General features: G+C 63.0%; 20 protein-coding genes. 5 read left to right on the top strand and 15 right to left on the bottom strand.

Annotation, left to right across the window (positions count from 1 at the left end; all coding sequences use genetic code 11):
- Positions 1 to 53: 53 nt before the first annotated feature.
- The 4 genes from ctaD to JNB89_RS12285 all read right to left on the bottom strand — a co-directional run bounded on the left by ctaD (position 54) and on the right by JNB89_RS12285 (position 5,195).
- Positions 54 to 1,667: a cytochrome c oxidase subunit I gene (gene ctaD, locus JNB89_RS12300; RefSeq protein ID WP_013337920.1), complete on the bottom strand. Its 1,614-nt coding sequence runs from the start codon at positions 1,665 to 1,667 to the stop codon at positions 54 to 56.
- Positions 1,668 to 1,710: 43 nt separating this feature from the next.
- Positions 1,711 to 3,369, bottom strand: coding sequence for a cytochrome c oxidase subunit II (gene coxB / locus JNB89_RS12295; protein ID WP_220362356.1), 1,659 nt, complete (start codon positions 3,367 to 3,369; stop codon positions 1,711 to 1,713).
- Positions 3,370 to 3,452: 83 nt separating this feature from the next.
- Positions 3,453 to 3,926 (bottom strand): DUF2244 domain-containing protein, encoded by a 474-nt coding sequence (locus JNB89_RS12290; RefSeq protein ID WP_013337918.1) that lies wholly within the window; start codon positions 3,924 to 3,926, stop codon positions 3,453 to 3,455.
- A gap of 303 nt (positions 3,927 to 4,229) precedes the next feature.
- Positions 4,230 to 5,195 carry a methyltransferase domain-containing protein gene (locus tag JNB89_RS12285; RefSeq protein WP_220362355.1) on the bottom strand — a complete coding sequence of 322 codons (966 nt, stop codon included), beginning with the start codon at positions 5,193 to 5,195 and terminating at the stop codon, positions 4,230 to 4,232.
- An 83-nt stretch (positions 5,196 to 5,278) separates the two neighbouring features.
- On the opposite strand from JNB89_RS12285, the gene JNB89_RS12280 reads away from it, so the two are divergent.
- Entirely contained in the window at positions 5,279 to 6,064 is a 786-nt protein-coding gene (locus JNB89_RS12280) for a ComF family protein (protein ID WP_220362354.1), read from the top strand.
- An 18-nt stretch (positions 6,065 to 6,082) separates the two neighbouring features.
- Entirely contained in the window at positions 6,083 to 6,553 is a 471-nt protein-coding gene (trmL, locus tag JNB89_RS12275) for a tRNA (uridine(34)/cytosine(34)/5-carboxymethylaminomethyluridine(34)-2'-O)-methyltransferase TrmL (RefSeq protein ID WP_013337915.1), read from the top strand.
- Here the strand turns inward: trmL and JNB89_RS12270 are convergent.
- From JNB89_RS12270 to JNB89_RS12250, 5 genes are all read right to left on the bottom strand, one after another.
- On the bottom strand, positions 6,526 to 7,074 hold the full coding sequence (locus tag JNB89_RS12270; RefSeq protein ID WP_013337914.1) for an O-acetyl-ADP-ribose deacetylase: 549 nt from the start codon (positions 7,072 to 7,074) through the stop codon (positions 6,526 to 6,528). The genes trmL and JNB89_RS12270 overlap by 28 nt on opposite strands.
- Positions 7,075 to 7,191: 117 nt before the next feature.
- Positions 7,192 to 8,190: an NAD(P)H-dependent glycerol-3-phosphate dehydrogenase gene (locus tag JNB89_RS12265; protein ID WP_220362353.1), complete on the bottom strand. Its 999-nt coding sequence runs from the start codon at positions 8,188 to 8,190 to the stop codon at positions 7,192 to 7,194.
- A 21-nt stretch (positions 8,191 to 8,211) separates the two neighbouring features.
- Positions 8,212 to 8,682, bottom strand: coding sequence for a protein-export chaperone SecB (gene secB, locus JNB89_RS12260; RefSeq protein WP_013337912.1), 471 nt, complete (start codon positions 8,680 to 8,682; stop codon positions 8,212 to 8,214).
- A gap of 153 nt (positions 8,683 to 8,835) precedes the next feature.
- Positions 8,836 to 9,096 (bottom strand): glutaredoxin 3, encoded by a 261-nt coding sequence (gene grxC, locus JNB89_RS12255; protein ID WP_013337911.1) that lies wholly within the window; start codon positions 9,094 to 9,096, stop codon positions 8,836 to 8,838.
- Complete coding sequence (locus JNB89_RS12250) at positions 9,093 to 9,518, bottom strand: rhodanese-like domain-containing protein (protein WP_041728564.1); 426 nt, start codon at positions 9,516 to 9,518, stop codon at positions 9,093 to 9,095. Before JNB89_RS12250 ends, grxC begins: the two co-directional genes overlap by 4 nt.
- A gap of 137 nt (positions 9,519 to 9,655) precedes the next feature.
- Between JNB89_RS12250 and gpmA the strand changes: the two genes are divergently transcribed.
- From gpmA to JNB89_RS12235, 3 genes are all read left to right on the top strand, one after another.
- Positions 9,656 to 10,402 carry a 2,3-diphosphoglycerate-dependent phosphoglycerate mutase gene (gpmA, locus tag JNB89_RS12245; protein WP_013337909.1) on the top strand — a complete coding sequence of 249 codons (747 nt, stop codon included), beginning with the start codon at positions 9,656 to 9,658 and terminating at the stop codon, positions 10,400 to 10,402.
- 460 nt (positions 10,403 to 10,862) lie between these two features.
- Positions 10,863 to 12,437 carry a S41 family peptidase gene (locus tag JNB89_RS12240; RefSeq protein ID WP_013337908.1) on the top strand — a complete coding sequence of 525 codons (1,575 nt, stop codon included), beginning with the start codon at positions 10,863 to 10,865 and terminating at the stop codon, positions 12,435 to 12,437.
- 68 nt (positions 12,438 to 12,505) lie between these two features.
- Positions 12,506 to 13,264: a HesA/MoeB/ThiF family protein gene (locus tag JNB89_RS12235; protein ID WP_013337907.1), complete on the top strand. Its 759-nt coding sequence runs from the start codon at positions 12,506 to 12,508 to the stop codon at positions 13,262 to 13,264.
- Positions 13,265 to 13,405: 141 nt separating this feature from the next.
- Here JNB89_RS12235 and ptsP read toward each other — a convergent pair whose 3' ends face one another.
- The 6 genes from ptsP to gshA all read right to left on the bottom strand — a co-directional run bounded on the left by ptsP (position 13,406) and on the right by gshA (position 19,008).
- Entirely contained in the window at positions 13,406 to 15,154 is a 1,749-nt protein-coding gene (gene ptsP / locus JNB89_RS12230; protein WP_220362352.1) for a phosphoenolpyruvate--protein phosphotransferase, read from the bottom strand.
- Between the two features lie 49 nt (positions 15,155 to 15,203).
- Positions 15,204 to 15,413: a hypothetical protein gene (locus tag JNB89_RS12225; RefSeq protein WP_220362351.1), complete on the bottom strand. Its 210-nt coding sequence runs from the start codon at positions 15,411 to 15,413 to the stop codon at positions 15,204 to 15,206.
- A gap of 19 nt (positions 15,414 to 15,432) precedes the next feature.
- Positions 15,433 to 15,702: an HPr family phosphocarrier protein gene (locus JNB89_RS12220; protein ID WP_013337905.1), complete on the bottom strand. Its 270-nt coding sequence runs from the start codon at positions 15,700 to 15,702 to the stop codon at positions 15,433 to 15,435.
- A 117-nt stretch (positions 15,703 to 15,819) separates the two neighbouring features.
- Positions 15,820 to 16,308 (bottom strand): PTS sugar transporter subunit IIA, encoded by a 489-nt coding sequence (locus JNB89_RS12215; RefSeq protein WP_013337904.1) that lies wholly within the window; start codon positions 16,306 to 16,308, stop codon positions 15,820 to 15,822.
- Positions 16,309 to 16,665: 357 nt separating this feature from the next.
- Entirely contained in the window at positions 16,666 to 17,622 is a 957-nt protein-coding gene (gene gshB / locus JNB89_RS12210) for a glutathione synthase (RefSeq protein WP_220362350.1), read from the bottom strand.
- A gap of 96 nt (positions 17,623 to 17,718) precedes the next feature.
- Positions 17,719 to 19,008, bottom strand: a complete 1,290-nt coding sequence (gshA, locus tag JNB89_RS12205) for a glutamate--cysteine ligase (RefSeq protein ID WP_013337902.1) — start codon at positions 19,006 to 19,008, stop codon at positions 17,719 to 17,721.
- Between the last annotated feature and the right edge of the window lie 316 nt (positions 19,009 to 19,324).

The raw sequence follows: 19,324 nt of genomic DNA, 5'->3' as shown, positions 1-19,324 counted from the left end.
GGCTCGGAGCGGCACGACCGCCGCTCCGCAACCAGGCGCCTCGCCGACGCCGATTACTCGACGGTCGGCGGGTTTTCAAACGTGTGGAACGGAGCCGGGCTCGGGACGGTCCATTCGAGGCCCGTTGCGCCATCCCACGGCTTGTCGCCAGCCTTTTCGTGATCGCCACCGCCGCGATAGGCGGGCAGTGCGACCGCGAACAGGAAGTAAACCTGCGCGAGACCGAAGCCAAACGCGCCGATCGTGATCACCTGGTTCCAGTCCGTGAACTGGGCCGGGTAATCGGCATAGCGACGCGGCATGCCTGCCAGACCGACGAAGTGCATCGGCAGGAACGCCAGGTTGAAGAAGAACAGCGACGCCCAGAAGTGGATCTTGCCGCGCGTTTCGTTGTACATCCAGCCGGTCCACTTCGGCGCCCAGTAATACCAGCCGGCGAACAGTGCGAACAGCGACCCGGCCACCAGCACGTAGTGGAAGTGCGCCACCACGAAGTAAGTACCGTGATACTGGATGTCGAGCGGCGCCATGGCGAGCATCAGACCCGACAGGCCGCCGAACGTGAACACAATCAGGAAGCCCACCGCGAACAGCATCGGCGTTTCGAACGAGAGCGAACCGCGCCACATCGTAGCGACCCAGTTGAACACCTTAACGCCCGTCGGCACGGCGATCAGCATGGTTGCGTACATGAAGAACAGTTGGCCCGTGACCGGCATGCCGGTGGCGAACATGTGGTGCGCCCAGACCATGAACGACAGAATCGCGATCGACGACGTTGCGTACACCATCGAGCTATAGCCGAAAAGCGGCTTGCGCGAGAACGCCGGAATCACCTGCGAAACGATTCCGAACGCCGGCAAGATCATGATGTACACCTCAGGGTGCCCGAAGAACCAGAAGATGTGCTGGTACATGACCGGGTCGCCGCCGCCCGCCGCGTTGAAGAACGACGTGCCGAAGTGGCGATCGAACAGCACCATGGTGATCGCGCCCGCCAGAACCGGCATCACGGCGATCAGCAGGTACGCGGTGATCAGCCACGTCCAGACGAACATCGGCATCTTCATGAGCGTGAGGCCCGGCGCGCGCATGTTCAGGATCGTCACGACGATGTTGATCCCGCCCATGATCGACGAGGCACCCATCAGGTGGACTGCGAAAATCGCGAAGTCCATGCCCGGGCCCATTTGCGTGGAGAGCGGCGCGTACAACGTCCAGCCTGCGGCGGTCGCGCCGCCCGGCGAGAAGAACGAGCCGACCAGCAGAACAGCCGCCACCGGCAGAAGCCAGAAGCTGAAGTTGTTCATACGGGCAAATGCCATGTCCGATGCGCCGATCTGCAGCGGCACCATCCAGTTCGCGAAGCCGACGAAGGCCGGCATGATCGCGCCGAACACCATGATGAGGCCATGCATGGTGGTCAACTGGTTGAAGAACTCGGGACGCATGATCTGCAGCCCCGGCTCGAACAGTTCGGCACGGATCATCAGCGCCATCACGCCTCCGGAGAGGAACATGGTGAACGAGAAGATCAGATACAGCGTACCGATGTCCTTGTGATTGGTTGCGAACAGCCAACGACGCCAGCCATGCGGCGTTTCGTGGGCATGGTCGCCGTGCACGTGCTCGTGGCCCGCGACTACATCGTGTCCGATGCTAGACATGACAATCTCCTAAAGCGAATACTGCGGTGCTGACCATGACACGTCAGGCAGCCGGGCTGGCAGCCGCGTTGATCTGCACACGGCGAGCTTCTTTTGCGTCGCTGCCGCCCGTGATCGTTTCCGGCTTTTTCAAAATGATATGGTCTTCGGCGATGCCGGCTGCTTTCAACGCGTCGCGCACGGCTTCCGCGCGGCTCTTCGCGAGTTTCGCGTTGGTGTCGGCGGAACCGGTGGCGTCGGTGAAGCCCGACAGCGTGAACTTCGCGTCCGGATGCGCTTTCGCGTACGCCGCAGCCGCTTCGACCGCCGCTTTCGCATCTGCCGGCAGCGTGCTCTTGCCGGTGTCGAAGTAGACGCTTGCCGGCAGCGCCGCTTGCGTTGCGCCCGCGCTCTCCGAGCCTGCCGCGGCCGCTTGCGCACCCGCCGCTTCAGAACCCGCCGCACCCGCTGACGCACCCGACGCAGCTTCGGCGCCGCTTGCCGCCGCACCCGCGTCTGCCAGATGGTTGCCGCCTTCAGGCAGCTTGCCGTTTCGTGCGTCGGCGACCTGCTTCGGCTGGAGAATATCGCCCGTGTGGTTGCCCCACGAATTGCGCTCGAACGTGACGACCGAAGCAATTTCGACGTCGTTCAACGTAGGCGCCCAGGAAGGCATCGCATTCTTGCCCTTCAGCACGATGCTGACGTGCTCGGCGATCGCACCGTTGGCGACCTTGCTGCCGTCCAGTGCGGGAAACGCGCCGGCGCCCTTACCCGTGGGCTGGTGGCAGACCGCGCAGTTCGCCGCGTAGACCTTGCCCCCGCGCTCCATCAGCTCGGCCATCGTATAGGTCTTGTTCGGATCGTCCTGGCCCGCGGCCATTTTCTTCTTCTGCGCGTCGACCCACTTCGCGTAGTCGTCCGTGGAAAGCACTTCGACCACGACCGGCATGAACGCGTGTTCCTTGCCGCACAGTTCGGTACAGAAGCCGCGGAACGTGCCCACCTTTTCGGCCTTGAACCACGTGTCGCGCACGAAGCCCGGAATCGCGTCCTGCTTCACGCCGAAGGCCGGCACGTACCAGGAGTGGACCACGTCGTTCGCAGTGGTGATGATGCGGATTTTCTTGCCGACCGGCACGACGAGCGGATTGTCGACTTCCTGCAGATACGTAGTGGAAATCGGCTGACGGCCGTCGGTTTCGGCACGCGGCGTGGCCAGCGTGGAGAGGAAGCTGATGCCCTCGCCCGGCCCCTTCACGTAGTCGTAGCCCCACTTCCACTGGTAGCCGGTGACCTTGATGGTGACGTCGGCGTTGGTCGTGTCCTTCATTGCGACGACCGTCTTGGTGGCGGGCAGCGCCATCAACACGACGATGATGAACGGCACGATCGTCCAGATGATTTCGACGGTGGTGCTTTCGTGGAAATTCGAAGCCTTGTGACCTTTCGATTTGCGGTGAGCAAAGATCGAATAGAACATCACAGCGAACACGCCGACGAAAATCACCGTGCACAGGATCAGCATCAACGTGTGGAGGCTGTAGAGCTCCTCAGCGATTTTCGTCGCGGGCGGCTGGAGATTGATCTCGTTGACGGCGGGGCCGCCCGGAACATCGCCCACTGCCAGGGCGGCACCGGCGAAAAGCAGTCCGCTCATCGCCAGCACGCCCATGAGCGCTCGCTTGATTGTTTTCATAGCTTCCTTACCCAAAATTTCCATTCAAACCCTCGACCCCGCTGGCCCGCCGCTGACCTGCCAACCCCGTTAACCTGCTGACGTGAACCGTGCATGCCGGCGCGCGTCTAGCAGCGTGCGAGCCACATGCGCAATTCGCCGGCGAACTGCGCGCGCCGGTGCTGCGCGAGGTGCTGCCCGATCATGATCGTCTCGCCGCGCGAAACCAGCCTGATCTGATCGCGCGGTGTTGCGCCAGCCTCGATCCGCACCCAGCGCGGATTGAACTCGAACTGCGTGACCTGCTCCGCGCTCACCTGTTCGACTACGAGCCGGTTGGGAAACAGCCGGATGCGTTCGTAATCGACAGCATGGCGCGCGTAAATGGCGAACGCGACGCCCACCGCCAGCAATTCGATTCCGGTGAACGGCAACACCAGCCAGGCGCCGACCAGAACCAGCATGAAAGCAATTGCCAACGAGAACAACGCAAGCGACACGTAGAAACATATGAACTGCCGCGGCGACATGGAACAGTTGCGCTTCATCGTCCAGTCCTTGAGGACCGGTTCTGAATCCGCCAGCAGATCAGATGCTTCCATCGCTGCCTCCCGCCGATCGCCCCAAAGGCCGCCTGCGATTGCCCGAACGCAGCCTCGTATTGCTGCCGCCTGAGCCGTACCTGACCCACTCGTCTTGCGGCGCTTTGCCTCGGGCCTGCCGCCCCAAATGTGGGAACTCCGGGCGACAAACTGACGCATTATAGGCGCGATCCATAGCATCCACAAGCAAGCCCCGACTGCCTCACAAGCCAGGCCCGACAAGCCTCCGCGCCGTTTTGCCGCACCTTTTGCAGGTGTCCGGAAACGGTAATTCCAGACATAACAGTTGCCCTCTTTACCGTTTCAGCGATTCCTCGACGACCCTCGTCCAATGTCCTCGATGCGCACGATGCCATGCCCCTCCGCCGTCGTGCGCGGCACGGCCTTCCATGCATGCCCGTAGATCACCTCGAAAGTCAGCGCGATCGTGCCGTCGGGGCGGCGGCGCGCTTCGAGCGCCGCCAGCAACGCCTCGTGCAACCGGCGTGCCGCCGTGCCCGCGAGAGCTTCGCGCTCGAACGGATACGCGCCCCAACGGCGCACGTCCGCAAGCAGCGACTCGGGCGACTTATAGGTGATTGTGATGGTTTCCTGGTCCATCACCGGAATTTCAAACCCGCTTTCAACCAGCATGTCGCCAAGATCATGCATGTCGACGAAGTCGATCACGTGCTTGCGCGAGCTCACGCCGTGCGCCGCTTCGACTTCCGCGTAGGCGCCGCGCAACTCCTTCAGCGTGTCCGGGCCGAGCGTGCTGAACATCAGCAGCCCGTTTACCTTCAGCACGCGCTGCCACTCCGGAAATACGAGGTCGGGCCGGGAATGCCAGTGAAGCGCGAGATTGGACCAGATGAAGTCGAACGCGCCGGGTGCGAAAGGCAGCGCGGCAAAGTCGGCTTGTGCGAAGCGCGGACCGCGCGCGCCCAGCGCTTTGCCGAGCGTGGCGGGCAGGAAGCGCCGCCAGCTGGTGTCGCCGGAATCGTGATGACGCGCGCGCTCGAGCATGCCGCGCGACAGATCCGTGCCGAATACCGGCGCCTCTGGAAAACGCTCGCGCAGTGCAGGTATGTCTTCGCCTGCGCCGCAACCGGCGTCGAGCACGCTCGCCGGCGCAACCTTGATGTACTCGAGCCGCTCGCGCATGCGCTGCGCGATTTCGCGCGGCAGGAACGCGACGTCGTCGAAATTCGCTGCACGGCGGTCGAAAATCTGCCGCAGGCGCCGGGAGTCGTAGGCCGGACGGCCAGATTGAGGGGGCGTTGGGGACATGGGTGTCGTACTGGCGTAGAGCCCGAAGTATACTCGTTCGCTTCCGCCGATTCAGCGCAACAGGCCTTTGCCGCCGTCAACGCATGCCATTCCGAGACTCTTCCTGGTCTTTTCGAAGCCGCTTCGCACGATTCGCCAACGGCTTCGCGCTGGCGTGGCCGCATGCGATGCAGGCGCTGCTGCCTAACGCCTGCGCGTTATGCGGCAATTTGTCGCATAGGCCACTGTGCGCCTTTTGCGACGAATCCTATTGGAATGACGGCGCCCTGCGTTGCCGCGTGTGCGCGGTTCCACTGCCTGTCACGTTTCGAGGACGCCGAACGTCTTATCGTTGTGGAGACTGCAGCAGCGAGATGCCGCCGTTCGACGCAACCTTCGCGCTGGCCGACTACCGTGCGCCGCTCGACGCGCTCGCGGTCGGCCTGAAGTTTCGCGCGCAGCTCATGCTTGCGGGGGAGTTCGCGCGGCGCCTCGCGCGTCTTGCGCAAGACGCCTGGCAAGATCCGTCCGACTGTCCGGACGTGATCGCGCCGGTGCCGCTCGCGAGACAGCGCCTGATCGAGCGCGGCTACAACCAGGCATGGCAGATCGCCAGACCGCTGGCGCGCGCGTTGCGCGTGCCCGCCAACGCAACGTTGCTGCGCCGGGTAATCGAGACGGCGCCGCAGTCGTGGCTCGACCTGGACGCGCGCCGAATGAACGTGGGGCGCGCGTTCCAGCTGACGAGAAATGTCGAGAGGCTGCACGTCGGCATTGTCGACGACGTCATGACGACCGGCGCCACGCTCGAAGCGCTCGCTCGTACGTTGAAGGCGGCCGGCGCGCGGCGGGTCACGAACTTCGTCGCGCTGCGTACACCGAAAAACTAGCCTTTACCTGGTCACCTTATGTTCAATGTCGTTCTTGTCGAACCGGAAATTCCGCCGAATACCGGCAACGTTATCCGCCTGTGCGCCAACACGGGTGCGCGCCTGCATCTGATCGAGCCGCTCGGTTTTCCGCTCGAGGACGCCAAGCTGCGCCGCGCGGGCCTCGACTATCACGAGTATGCGCAAATGAATGTGCACGCCAACTGGGCCGCGTTTATCGCGAAGGAATCGCCGGATGCGTCGCGCATGTTTGCGTTCACCACACGCGGCTCCGGCCGCTTTCACGAGCATGCCTTCAAGCCGGGTGACTGGTTCGTTTTCGGCGCGGAAACGCGCGGCCTGCCCGACGCGGTGCTGGACCAGTTCACAGGCGAGCAGCGTGTGCGCCTGCCCATGCGTCCTGGCAACCGAAGCCTCAATCTGTCCAACACGGTTGCCATCGTGGTGTTCGAAGCATGGCGTCAGACCGGCTTCGAAGGCGGCGCCTGACGGCCTTTCAACTCAGCCGCGTAGCGCTCGAACATCGCATGGTCGAAACAGGCGAAGATCACGTTTTCGAGCTGCGTCATGCGCGGCAGATTTTCAAGCACCGTTTCCACCGCAATGCGAACCGCCTGATCCGCAGGAAAGCGGTAGATGCCGCAACTAATGGCGGGGAACGCAATGCTCGCGCAATTCGCCTCGCGCGCCACTTCGAGCGAGCGCTGGTAGCACGAGGCCAGCAGATCCGGCTCGCCATGCGTACCGCCTCGCCACACAGGACCGACCGCGTGAATCACATAGCGCGCGGGTAAGCCGTGGCCGCGCGTAAGCTTGGCGTCGCCGGTCGCACAACCGCCGAGCGTTTCGCATTCGCGCAGCAACTCTTTGCCGGCGGCGCGATGAATCGCGCCGTCCACGCCGCCGCCGCCCAGCAGCGAGCTATTGGCCGCGTTGACGATGGCATCCACATCAAGCGTCGTGATGTCGGCAACGCGTGCTTCCAGCGTGCAACGATCGATACTGAGCATGGGAACCTCGCTGGTCCGAAGCATCAATATGCAATGGACAGCGAGCGCACGCAGCCGTTCAGCGTTTTACGCGCTGAACGGCTGATTGGCAGAACTCGAGCAGCAGGTGCGGCCGGATCATTCAGCCTTGGAATCGCGCCGCAGCAGGGCGCTGACGGCGTCGCGAGGCGCCACGCCGTCGAACAGCACGGCACACACGGCCTGGGTGATCGGCATTTCGATCGAATGTGCGCGCGCAATAGCCAGCACCGCCTGCGCGCAACGCACGCCCTCGGCCACGTGCCCCAGACCACCTAGAATATCGGCGAGCGAACGGCCTGCGGCAAGCTGCAAGCCAACCGTGCGATTGCGCGACAGGTCGCCCGTCGCGGTCAGAATCAGGTCGCCGAGCCCGGTCAAACCCGTGAACGTCTCCGCGCGTCCGCCCAACGTTACGCCAAGGCGCGACATTTCAGCGAGGCCACGCGTAATCAACGCGGCGCGGGCGTTCAGCCCGAGACCGAGGCCGTCCGCAATACCCGTGGCAATGGCCAGCACGTTCTTTACCGCGCCGCCCACTTCCACGCCGATCACGTCGTCGCCTGTGTAGATGCGCATCGCGCCGTGATGGAATGCGGCCACCGTGCGCTCGCGGCAGGCTGCCGAAGCACTGGCGATAGTCAACGCAACCGGCAAGCCCTGCCCCACTTCGCGCGCAAAACTCGGCCCCGACAGCACGCCATTGCTGCCGTGCTGCGGCAGTTCCGCCGCGACCACCTGATGCGGCAATAGCTGCGAGTCCGCTTCGAAGCCTTTGCAAAGCCACACGACATGCGCCGGCACTTTGCCGGCGGCGCGCATGGACTGGATGAGACTGCGCAGTCCGGCCACCGGCGTAGCGACGACGCACAACGCATCGTCGGCGAGCGCGTGGTCTAGCGCCGCGCCCAGGTCCGCTTCATAGCGAAGCGTGGCCGGCAAAGCAACGCCCGCCAGGTAGCGGGCGTTTTCGTGCGAAGCGGACAGCTCGGCAACCAGCGCGGGCTCACGAGCCCACAACACCGTGTCATGCCGAACGGCCAGATGGCCGGCGAGGGCCGTGCCCCATGCGCCGGCTCCGAGAACAGCAACCTTCATAGCCGGCACTGCCTGGGACACTTAATGCGTGACACCGTTTTGCGCCGCGCCGTCCTGGCCGCTCATCTGCGCGAGGCGTTGCTCGTAGAGCGCCTGGAAGTTGATCTCGGCGAGGTGGATCGGCGGGAAGCCGGCGCGCGTGATGGCGTCTGCGATATTCGAGCGCAGGTACGGAAACAGGATGGTCGGGCACGCAATGCCGACGAGCGGATCTATCTGCTCAGCAGGAATGTTACGAATGTCAAAAATGCCGGCCTGTTTTGCTTCGATCAGGAACGCAACCTTGTCCGACACCTTGGCCGTCACCGTGCCGGTCACGAGGATCTCGAACACGCTTTCTGCGAGGCGCTCTGCCTTCACGTCGACTTCCACTTCGACCGACGGCATGTCCTGCTCGAGGAAAATTGCCGGCGAATTGGGCTGCTCGAGCGACATGTCCTTTAAGTAGATGCGCTGGATGTTGAAGAACGGCTGGTTATTCTCGTCGGACATGATTGTGTGGTTCCCTGATAGATGTGCGTAGCGGCAGCCCACGCGTTACCGTGGCCGCCGGATCGTTGCGGCGCGCCGCCCGCCCTGTTGAAGAGCGGCGTTGCGCCGGCTTGTGTTTCACCCGCCCGTACACGCGCGCAAAGGCGCGTGCGTTCAGGCGGTTTCGAGCAGAGGCGTCAGACCGCCCGCGCGGTCGAGCGCGGACAGATCGTCATAACCGCCAACATGCTTCTCGCCGATGAACACCTGCGGCACCGTGCGACGACCGGTCCTGGTCATCATTTCCTCACGACGGGCCGGGTCCTTGTCGATCAGTACTTTTTCGATATTCTCGACGCCGCGCGACTTTAAAAGACGTTCGGCCATCTGGCAATACGGGCACACCTGCGTGCTGTACATGATCACTTTGTTCACTTGGCTACTCCTTGTTTCACAACCGGCATGCCGGCTTTCTGCCAGGCGTCTACGCCGCCTTCCAGAACGTGGACTTCCGCATATCCCGCGTCCTGCACGATACGCGCTGCCTTGTTCGACTGCTGGCCGGTTTGGCACACCAGCAGCACAGGGTTGTTCTTATTCTTCACCAGTTGCGCAACCTTTGCTTGCAACTCGGCGAATTCAAGGTGCCGCGCCGCGGGCAAATGCCCCTTGGCGAAGTCGGCCGACGGACGCAGGTCGATGACGGCCGCGTTGCGCCGGTTGATCAGCTGCGTGGCTTCGGCCGCCGACAGGCCGCCGCGGCCGCGCCGGCTGATGCTCGGCCACAGCAGCAATCCACCGGAGATGAGGACGATCGCGATCAGGACAAGGTTTGTGTAATCAGTGAAAAACTTCACGGAAAATCCGCCGAAAAAGAGAGAAATCGGAAAGGGCAATCCGCCCATTATAAAATAACCGTCTGACGCGATGGCGGCGCTCCCCGACGGGCGCTTCGCAGCGCTTTACCGCTTCCTCACTACCGACCGGCAATCTTATGTACAAACTCGTTCTCATCCGCCACGGCGAATCGACGTGGAACAAGGAAAACCGCTTCACGGGCTGGGTCGACGTCGACCTCACGGAGCAGGGCAATCGCGAAGCGCAGCAGGCGGGCGTGCTGCTGAAGGAGTCCGGCTACACGTTCGACATCGCGTACACGTCGGTGCTCAGGCGCGCGATCCGCACGCTGTGGCACGTGCAGGACCAGATGGACCAGATGTATATCCCCGTCGTCCATTCGTGGCGTCTGAACGAGCGCCATTACGGCGCGCTGTCGGGCCTGAACAAGGCGGAAACGGCGGCGAAGTTCGGCGACGAACAGGTGCTGGTCTGGCGCCGCAGCTACGACACGCCGCCGCCCGCGCTGGAGCCCACCGACGAGCGCGCGCCTTACGACGACCCGCGCTACGCCAAGGTGCCGCGCGAACAGTTGCCGCTTACCGAGTGCCTGAAAGACACCGTTGCGCGCGTGCTGCCGCTGTGGAACGAGTCCATCGCGCCGGCCATCAAGTCGGGCCGCAAGGTGGTGATCGCCGCGCACGGCAACTCGATTCGCGCGCTGGTGAAGTACCTGGACAACATTTCGGACGCCGACATCGTCGGGCTGAACATTCCTAACGGTGTGCCGCTCGTCTATGAACTCGACGAGGATCTGAAGCCCATCAAGCATTACTATCTGGGCGACCAGGAAGCCATTGCGAAGGCGCAGGCAGCTGTCGCCAAGCAGGGCAAGGCGGGCTGATTCTGGCCGGCGCCTCGCGTTCGCGGCTGGCGCGCCACGGGTTCGGGCGCCTTCGCGGCTGTAGCGGCGCGTGCGGGACGGCGTTTCTGAACGCCCCTCGGGACCCCTTCGGGACACGTCCACACGCGCTCGACGGCGGCGTTGGACAGGCGCTCGATGACAACGCTCGAAACGCGGCTCACCGCGCCGTTGAAAACGCGGTTGCGGCCGCGTGAGCAGCGCCGCCCGGCAACACCTACCGGTCGGCACCGCCTGCTTCCCCGAAATGCGCCATTCTCCCCGCCGCGCGCCGTTACCGCAGATTACTTCGCCGCCGCACGCGCGTTGCGCCGAACCCGGCAGCCGCCGCGCTGTCGAACCACGATTGCCTGCGCCCCGCCCTCGATTGGCGGGTGTGCAGTTATACTTGTCCGTCCCCATCTCTTGACGCTGCCACGCGCTTCCGACCGCAACAGACTCTATGCGAAAGAACCTGAAAAATATCGGCCTGATCGCCGCGGGCCTTGCTACCGGTGTATTTGCCACCCTGCAACTTTCGGCCTCGGCGCAGCAACCCGCCAGTGCGGCCACGCCGTTGCCGCTGGACCAGCTCAGGCTCTTTGCCGAAGTGTTCGGGCAGATCAAGCACGAGTACGTCGAACCCGTCGACGATAAAAAGCTCCTCACCGCCGCCATCAAGGGCATGGTGTCGAGCCTCGATCCGCATTCGTCCTACCTGGACAAGACGGATTACGAAGAACTGCAGGAGCAGACCAAGGGCCGCTTTGCGGGCTTGGGCATTGAAATTTCGTCCGAAGACGGCCTGATAAAGGTGATCTCGCCGATCGAAGACACGCCTGCATTCCGCGCCGGCATCCGTCCGGGCGACCTGATTACGCGCATCAACGACAAGCCCGTGCGAGGCATGACGCTCGACCAGGCCGTCAAGCAGATGCGTGGCGAGCCGGGCACCAAGGTCACGCTCACCATTTTCCGCAAGACGGACGACCGCACGTTCCCGCTCACCGTCACGCGCGCCGTCATCAAGGTGCAGTCGGTGAAGATGAAGATTCTTGCGCCGGGCTACGCCTACGTGCGGATCACGAGCTTCCAGGAACGCACCACGCCTGACCTCGCCGCGAAGCTGCAGGAGATCGCGCGTCAGCAACCCAATCTGAAGGGCCTCGTGCTCGACCTGCGCAACAACGGCGGCGGTCTGCTGCAAAGCGCGGTCGGCGTGGCCGGCGCGTTCCTGCCGCCCAATTCGGTTGTCGTCTCCACCAACGGGCAGATTCCGGACTCCAAGCAGGTTTATCGCGACACTTACGACAACTACCGTCTGCAATCTTTCGACTCCGACCCGCTGAAAGACGAAGCGCCGATCTTCAAGACCGTGCCGATGGTCGTGCTCACCAACGCCTATTCGGCGTCGGCATCGGAAATCGTCGCGGGCGCGCTGCAGGATCAGCACCGTGCGCTGATCGTCGGCAAGACCACGTTCGGCAAAGGCTCCGTGCAAACGGTGCGCCCCATGACCGCCGACACCGCGCTGCGCCTGACCACGGCGTACTACTACACGCCGAGCGGCCGCTCCATCCAGAACAAGGGCATTCGTCCTGACATCGCGGTGGACCAGTACGCGGAAGGCGATCCGGACGACGCACTCGTCACGCGCGAAGTCGACTACTCGAATCACCTTGCCAACACGCAAGATCCGAACGAGAAGAAGGAAGCCGAGAAGCGCGAGCAGGATCGCATGGATCAGTTGCGTCAGCTCGAAGAGCAGAACGACAAAAAAACGCCGGAGCAGCGTCAGAAAGACCGCGAACGCAAGCCGGTCGAATTCGGTTCTGCCGACGACTTCATGCTGGCGCAAGCGTTGAATAAACTGGAAGGCAAGCCGGTGCAGGAATCGAAGTCGATCACCGAGCGCCGTCTCGCGCAGAACAAGCCGGCCACGTCGGCGTCCGCGCCGGTTGCCGTGAAGCCCACGCAACCGGTGCCGGGCGCGTCGAATACGGCGCCAGCCTCCGCTCCCGCAACGCAAAGCAAGTAAGCAGCGCAAGCAGTACCACCTCGCGTGTCTTCGCGGTGTAATACCGCGAAGACACGCCGGCTCCCGCCATGAACGACGACCAACTCCTTCGCTATTCCCGCCACATTCTCGTCGACGAAATCGGTATCGAGGCGCAGCAGCGTTTTATCGACGCGCACGCCATCATCGTCGGCGCAGGCGGACTGGGTTCGCCCGCAGCGATGTACCTGGCGGCGGCGGGAGTCGGACGCTTGACGCTGGTCGATGCCGATACGGTGGACCTCACCAATCTGCAACGGCAGATCCTGCATGTGAGCGCGTCTGTCGGACGCAAGAAGGTTGAGTCGGGCCGCGACACGCTTGCACAAATCAATCCCGAAGTGAGCGTGAACGCAGTAGCCGAACGCGTCGACGACGCATGGCTCGATCGCGAAGTGCCCGGCGCGACAGTTGTGCTCGACTGCACCGACAATTTCGCGACGCGTCACGCAATCAATCGCGCCTGCGTGAAGCACGGCGTGCCGCTCGTGTCAGGCGCGGCTTTGCGCTTCGACGGCCAGATCAGTACGTTTGATTTCCGCGACGAAGCATCGCCATGCTATGCATGCGTGTTTCCGGAAGACCAGCCGTTCGAGGAAGTAGCGTGTTCGACTATGGGCGTATTCGCGCCCACTGTTGGCATTATCGGGTCGATGCAGGCGGCCGAAGCCCTGAAGGTCATCGGCAGGATCGGCACGCCGCTCAGCGGCCGCCTGACCATGCTCGATTCGTTGCGAATGGAGTGGACCACCATGCGCATTAGCCGGCAGACGGATTGCCCGGTCTGCAAGGAACGCCACCGCGCCTGATCAGAAGCAAGCGACCGGAAGGCCGAACGGATCAAACCAATCAAACGAATCAAACGAGTCAAACGACCAAACGCCGGGCCACCAACGACAAACGCCGCACAAGTGCGGCGTTTGTCGTTCAAGCGGCCAGGTCGATCGGAATCAGGCTTGCGCGACACGCTTGAGCGCCGCTTGCACTTCTTCGGGCTCGAACGATGCGAGCACGTCGGCCACCGGCTTTTCCAGCGTCTTCAGATGCGAGCGCAACACTTCCTGTTTGACCTCGAGTAGCTGACTCGGGTGCATCGAAAACTCGGTGAGGCCCATGCCGAGCAACAGGCGCGTCAACGCGGGATCGCCGGCCATCTCGCCGCATACGGACACGGGCACGCCCGCGCGCTTCGCCTCGCGCAGCGTGAACGCGATCAGATGCAGCACGGCCGGATGCAGCGGGTCGTACAGATGCGCGACGGAATTGTCCGCGCGGTCGATAGCGAGCGTGTACTGAATCAGATCGTTCGTGCCGATCGACAGAAAATCGAGCCGTTTCAGAAACAGCGGCAAAGCAATCGCGGCCGCCGGAATCTCGATCATCGCGCCGACCTGCACGTTCGGGTTGTACGCAATCCCGGCGTCGTCCAGTTGCCGTTTCGCTTCGCGGATCAGGTCGAGCGTCTGGTCGATTTCCTGCGCGTGCGCGAGCATCGGCACCAGAATCTTCACTGAACCGAACGCGGACGCGCGCAGAATCGCCCGCAGTTGCGTGAGGAACATCTGCGGTTCGGAAAGGCTCCAGCGAATCGCCCTGAGCCCGAGCGCCGGGTTCGGCGCTGTCTCGTAGCCGTCGCCGCCGCTCATCGAATCGAGCGGCTTGTCGGCGCCCACGTCGATCGTGCGGATCGTGACGGGCAGGCCGTTCATCAACTCGACCGCGCGCCGGTAGGCTTCGAACTGCTCCTCCTCTTCCGGCATCCGGTCCTTGTGATTCATGAACAGGAACTCCGTGCGGAACAGGCCGACGCCGGTTGCGCCGGCGTCAAGCGCGGCGCGCGCGTCTTCCGGCAACTCGATATTCGCGCACAACTCGATGCGCGTGCCGCACAGCGTTTGCGTAGGCGAGAACTTGAGGCGCTGCAACTTGCGCTGTTCGAGAGCCTTTTCGCTTTGCCGGTACGAATACTCTTCGAGGACAATCGGCGCGGGATCGACAATCACAATGCCATGATCGCCGTCGACAATGATCAGGTCGTCCTGGCGAATCAACGCGCTCGCGTGCTGCACGCCGACTGCGGCGGGAATGCCCAGGCTTCGCGCAACAATAGCCGTATGCGAAGTACGGCCGCCGAGATCCGTGACGAAGCCCTGGAACGTTTGCGTCTTGAATTGCATCATGTCGGCCGGTGCGATGTCGTGAGCCACCACGATCATTTCGTCACAGGCGCCGTGCACGCCGTCCACGAGCGTTGCGGACGCCCCCGCGAGCGCCTTCAGCACGCGCTCCACCACTTGCTCGATGTCGGCCTTGCGTTCGCGCAGATACTCGTCTTCGATATCGTCGAAATGGCGCGACAGCCGTTCCAGCTGTTCCGTGAGCGCCCACTCGACGTTGTAGCGACGCGTGCGGATCAGGTCGATGGTTTCCTGAACGAGCATCGCATCGTTCAGGATCATTGAATGTACGTTGATAAACGCGCCCATTTCGCTGGGCGCGTCTGCGGCGAGGTCTGCCCGCAACGCGTCGAGTTCCTCATGAACGCGTTGCTGCGCCGTGCGAAAGCGCTCGACCTCGCCTTCGATTTGCGCGGGTTCGATCAGATAGTGGTCTACGTCAAGTGCAGCCGGGGCGATAAGATAAGCCCGCCCGATGGCAATACCGCGTGACACGGGAATTCCATGCAGCGTGAACGACACGCGCACCTCCTCTAGTTGTGTGATGCCGCGGCAAACCGCTGCAGTGCTCTCAGACTCTCGTCGTCATTATAAATTCCGCAAGCTGCTGTTCGCGCGCGAATGCTGTGTGCAGCGCAGCACGAAAGCGCGTAGGCAAGTTGCCGCATGGAATACCGCGCGACGCACGCACTGCCTGCTTTGACGTCGGCGATTCGCTCGCCCGCTGCACATTGTCGCGCGCTAAAAAAACGCCGCGGATGGCCGCGGCGTCTTCATTCATCGTCATGCCGATTGCAAGCTCACTGACCTTCACCGAACTTATCAGCGATCAGTTTCAGCAATGCGTCCATGGCTTCTTTTTCGTCGGCGCCTTCGACTTCGATCAGCACCGTGCTGCCGATGCCCGCAGCCAGCATCATCACACCCATGATGCTCTTCGCATTGATGCGGCGGCCGTTGCGGCTCATCCAGATTTCGGACTGGTAACTGCCCGCAAGTTGCGTCAATTTGGCCGACGCACGCGCGTGCAGCCCCAGCTTGTTCACGATAGTCGTTTCCTGTTGCAGCATGTGATGGTCCGAAGCGCGGGTAAATGTTGTTGTGGAAAAAGAAACTGCCAGTCAGGCGCAAAGCGTTGAAGATACAAGCTTCAACGCGCGTGCCGCGACGGCTAGCCGGACGACCGGCTACAAACCGGCCGGCCCGCTCTTTTGCGTGAGCTCCGCGTCGGCCGGCAGCGCCGGCAGACAGTCGCCGGCTACAGCCACCGCCTCGGCGGGCGCGGGCGTGGCCGGGCCGATTGCATGGATACCCTTCGTGGCGCCGGCGAGCGCCTTGTCCACCAGCGTGTCGAGCGGCGTCGCGCGATAGCAGACCGCGCGCACCAGCATCGGCAAATTGACGCCGCAGAGCACGCGCACGTCCGGCACCGCAGCAAGCCGCCCTGCGATATTCGCGGGTGTCGCACCGAACATGTCGGTGAGCACCAGCGCGCCGTTCTCTTCCTTCAGACGCGCAATCTCCGACTCCGCAAAAGAAACCATTTGTGCGGGATCGCAGTCGGGCGATACGTCGATCACCCCGATGCGAGCCGGCAAACCGCCGTAAATATGCGAAATACAGTCGCGCAACGCGGTGGCGAACGGAGCGTGCGCAATGATCAGAATGCCTGCCATGTCAGCCTACTGCAAAAAGACGGCCCCAAACGTGGATCGGAACCTTGTCCGGAATGCTCGCGCCCTCGGCCGGCCGTGGGCCATGAGGACCGGAACTGCATCAGTTCACACGCGAGAGGTCGACCGCGAGGTTGCACCAGCGCCCGTCAAACCTGCCCGCTCAACGCTCCGCTGTTCATGCCGGCGGCTCCGCCCGGAGCACGCTTATACGAATACATGCGGAGAGCAGGCATTGTAGCAGGCCCGTTTTCGAGCCCACGCCGACGTCCCGCCCGCAGCGGACATCGTGCAGATCCTGTTACCCAGTTTGGGAGCCGCGGCCCGCTTTCAAGCGCGGCGGCTCCTTTCGTCACGCAATCAGCCCGCCGCGCGCTCCAGCGCGTCGACGAACATGGCCGCCACGTCGAAGCCCGTCTGATCCATGATCTCGCGAAAGCACGTGGGGCTCGTCACGTTCACCTCGGTGAGCCAGTCGCCGATCGCGTCGAGCCCGACCAGCAGCAGGCCGCGCGCCGCCAGCACGGGCGCGAGCGTGTCCGCGATCTTGCGGTCATGCTCGGTAAGCGGACGCGCGACGCCCAGCCCGCCGGCCGCCAGGTTGCCGCGCACCTCGTTGCCTTGCGGAATGCGGGCGAGCGAATACGGCACCGCCTCGCCGCCTATCAGCAGAATCCGCTTGTCGCCGTCCTTGATCTCGGGAATAAATTTTTGCGCCATCACCGTGCGCGCGCCGTCGTGGCTCAGCATTTCGATGATCGAACCCAGGTTCATGCCGTCCGCCTTCACGCGGAATACGCCCATGCCGCCCATGCCGTCCAGCGGCTTGAGGATCACGTCGCCGTGCTGCTCGTGGAACGCCCTCAGGCGCGCCGGATCGCGCGTCACGAGCGTGGGCGCGACGAACTGCGCGAATTCGCCGATCGCGAGTTTTTCGGAATGATCGCGAATCGCCTGCGGCTTGTTGAAGATGCGTGCGCCGGCGCGCTCCGCCAATTCGAGCAGCCACGTGGAGGTCACGTATTCCATGTCGAACGGCGGGTCTTTACGCATCACCACGGCGCTGAAGCTTTTCAGTGCGCGCGGCGCGGCGCTTTCCGCCGCATACCATTCGTCGCGATGCAGATCGGTCACGTCGCCCGTGATCGCAAAGCGCCGCACGTTGGCTTCGACGTCGCCGCCAGTCCACGCCAGATGCTTCGGCTCGCACGCGTAGAGCGTATGACCGCGGCGCGCGGCCTCGGCCATCATCGCGTAGGTCGAGTCTTTGTAGATCTTGAACTGCGTAAGCGGATCGGCGATGAAAAGAATGTCCATGAAGGTCCCGTTGCGCCCTGCTGGGCCTGGCGTTGATCGTGAGTTACCGCGAAGGTGGCGAGAGCAACGGCGCGGGCGTTAGCCGCGCCGCCGCGCTCACACCTGGATGGCTTCCGGATCGGTCTTTTCGAGTTCGACCGATGCGGCCAGCAAGCCGAGGCGCGCCACCACGCCATACATATAGAAGCGGTTAGGCGGCGCCGCGCCGGGCTTCGCGTGGGCGTCCGGCAAAGCCGTATGCTCGAAGCCGAGCGGCACGAAGTGCATGCCCGGCGCGTTGAGGTTCTGATCGCGTTCGCGGCTGCCGTGCACGCGGTAGAAACCGCCCACTACGTAGCGGTCGATCATATAGACGACCGGCTCGGCCACTTCCTCGCCGATGCGCTCAAAGGTGTAGACGCCTTCCTGCACGATCACGTCGTGCACTTCGAGACCGTCTTTGGTGGCCGCCATCTTCGCGCGCTCGCGCTTGGTGAGCGCGGCGACTTCCGACGCGTCGTGCACCGTCATGACGCCCATGCCGTAGGTGCCCGCGTCCGATTTGATGACCACATACGGTTTCTCGGATATGCCGTACTCGCGATACTTTTTCGCGATTTTCTTCAGCACGCCGTCGATCGCTTCTGCCAGCGCCTCTTCGCCAGTGCGCTCCTGGAAATCCACGCCTTCCACGTGTGCGAAGTACGGGTTGATCATCCACGGGTCGATTTCGACCATCTTCGCAAACTTCTTGGCGACGTCGTCATAACACGAGAAGTGCGTCGATTTGCGGCGAACCGCCCACCCCGCGTGCAGCGGCGGCAGCAGATACTGTTCGTGCAGATTCTCCAACACGGGCGGAATGCCGCCCGACAGATCGTTGTTCAGCAGAATCGAGCAAGGGTCGAAATTCTTCAGGCCGAGACGCCGCTGCGAACGCTCGAGCGGTTCGAGCACCAGTTTCTGCCCGTCTGACAGCGCAATGGTGACGGGTCCGTTGATGCTTTCGTCGAGCGTGCCGAAACGCACGTTCAGCCCTGCCTGCCGCATGATGGCCGCCAGCCGGGCGACGTTCTCCAGATAAAACGCGTTGCGCGTGTGGCGCTCGGGAATGACGAGCAGATTCTTCGCGTCCGGGCAGATCTTTTCGATGGACGCCATCGCGGCCTGCACGGCAAGCGGCAGCACTTCCTGCGGCAGATTATTGAAGGCGCCGGGAAACAGATTGGTGTCGACGGGCGCCAGCTTGAACCCCGCGTTCCGCAGGTCGACGGAACAGTAGAAAGGCGGCGTGTGCTCCTGCCACTCGAGCCGGAACCAGCGTTCGATTGCAGGAGTGGCGTCGAGGATCTTCCGCTCGAGATCGAGCAGCGGGCCGTTTAACGCCGTAACTAGGTGCGGAACCATTGATCACTCGCAGACTGGAGAAAAAAGATTGTAGAGCAAATGCTTTTCCCATTTGGGGATGGTTTCTCCATTCGCAACCTAGCCGGAATGCATTCTCACTATCGCCATGATAGGCAGCACAAAGTGCTGTTAACAAGATGGCGAGCAAGAAAAAAGCCCGCCATAAAGGCGGGCCGAATCGTTGCGCTTGTGTTGCTGTTGCCTGTTGCCTGTTACCTGTTGCCTGTTACCTATTACCTTGTTGCGGCTTGCGGTGCCCTTGCCCGTCGCGCCGGGCGGCGCGGCAGGCTGGGCCGATGGCGGAGCCCGGGAGCAC

The organism is Paraburkholderia phenoliruptrix, assembly GCF_019511605.1.
Lineage (GTDB): Bacteria > Pseudomonadota > Gammaproteobacteria > Burkholderiales > Burkholderiaceae > Paraburkholderia > Paraburkholderia phenoliruptrix_A.
Note: the sequence above shows the minus strand (reverse complement) of the source record. Positions and strands in the feature narration are given on the sequence as shown.

What these genes read in the sequence shown, in the direction of transcription:
- JNB89_RS12215 (WP_013337904.1), bottom strand. Translation starts at nt 16,308, where the DNA reads ATGGCAGGCATTCTGATCATTGCGCACGCTCCGTTCGCCACCGCGTTG.
- secB (WP_013337912.1), bottom strand. Translation starts at nt 8,682, where the DNA reads ATGTCCGACGAGAATAACCAGCCGTTCTTCAACATCCAGCGCATCTAC.
- JNB89_RS12225 (WP_220362351.1), bottom strand. Translation starts at nt 15,413, where the DNA reads ATGAATGAAGACGCCGCGGCCATCCGCGGCGTTTTTTTAGCGCGCGAC.
- JNB89_RS12290 (WP_013337918.1), bottom strand. Translation starts at nt 3,926, where the DNA reads ATGGAAGCATCTGATCTGCTGGCGGATTCAGAACCGGTCCTCAAGGAC.
- JNB89_RS12285 (WP_220362355.1), bottom strand. Translation starts at nt 5,195, where the DNA reads ATGTCCCCAACGCCCCCTCAATCTGGCCGTCCGGCCTACGACTCCCGG.
- JNB89_RS12240 (WP_013337908.1), top strand. Translation starts at nt 10,863, where the DNA reads ATGCGAAAGAACCTGAAAAATATCGGCCTGATCGCCGCGGGCCTTGCT.
- JNB89_RS12280 (WP_220362354.1), top strand. Translation starts at nt 5,279, where the DNA reads ATGCCATTCCGAGACTCTTCCTGGTCTTTTCGAAGCCGCTTCGCACGA.
- gshB (WP_220362350.1), bottom strand. Translation starts at nt 17,622, where the DNA reads ATGGACATTCTTTTCATCGCCGATCCGCTTACGCAGTTCAAGATCTAC.
- coxB (WP_220362356.1), bottom strand. Translation starts at nt 3,369, where the DNA reads ATGGAAATTTTGGGTAAGGAAGCTATGAAAACAATCAAGCGAGCGCTC.
- gshA (WP_013337902.1), bottom strand. Translation starts at nt 19,008, where the DNA reads ATGGTTCCGCACCTAGTTACGGCGTTAAACGGCCCGCTGCTCGATCTC.
- trmL (WP_013337915.1), top strand. Translation starts at nt 6,083, where the DNA reads ATGTTCAATGTCGTTCTTGTCGAACCGGAAATTCCGCCGAATACCGGC.
- JNB89_RS12235 (WP_013337907.1), top strand. Translation starts at nt 12,506, where the DNA reads ATGAACGACGACCAACTCCTTCGCTATTCCCGCCACATTCTCGTCGAC.
- JNB89_RS12265 (WP_220362353.1), bottom strand. Translation starts at nt 8,190, where the DNA reads ATGAAGGTTGCTGTTCTCGGAGCCGGCGCATGGGGCACGGCCCTCGCC.
- ctaD (WP_013337920.1), bottom strand. Translation starts at nt 1,667, where the DNA reads ATGTCTAGCATCGGACACGATGTAGTCGCGGGCCACGAGCACGTGCAC.
- gpmA (WP_013337909.1), top strand. Translation starts at nt 9,656, where the DNA reads ATGTACAAACTCGTTCTCATCCGCCACGGCGAATCGACGTGGAACAAG.
- JNB89_RS12220 (WP_013337905.1), bottom strand. Translation starts at nt 15,702, where the DNA reads ATGCTGCAACAGGAAACGACTATCGTGAACAAGCTGGGGCTGCACGCG.
- JNB89_RS12270 (WP_013337914.1), bottom strand. Translation starts at nt 7,074, where the DNA reads ATGCTCAGTATCGATCGTTGCACGCTGGAAGCACGCGTTGCCGACATC.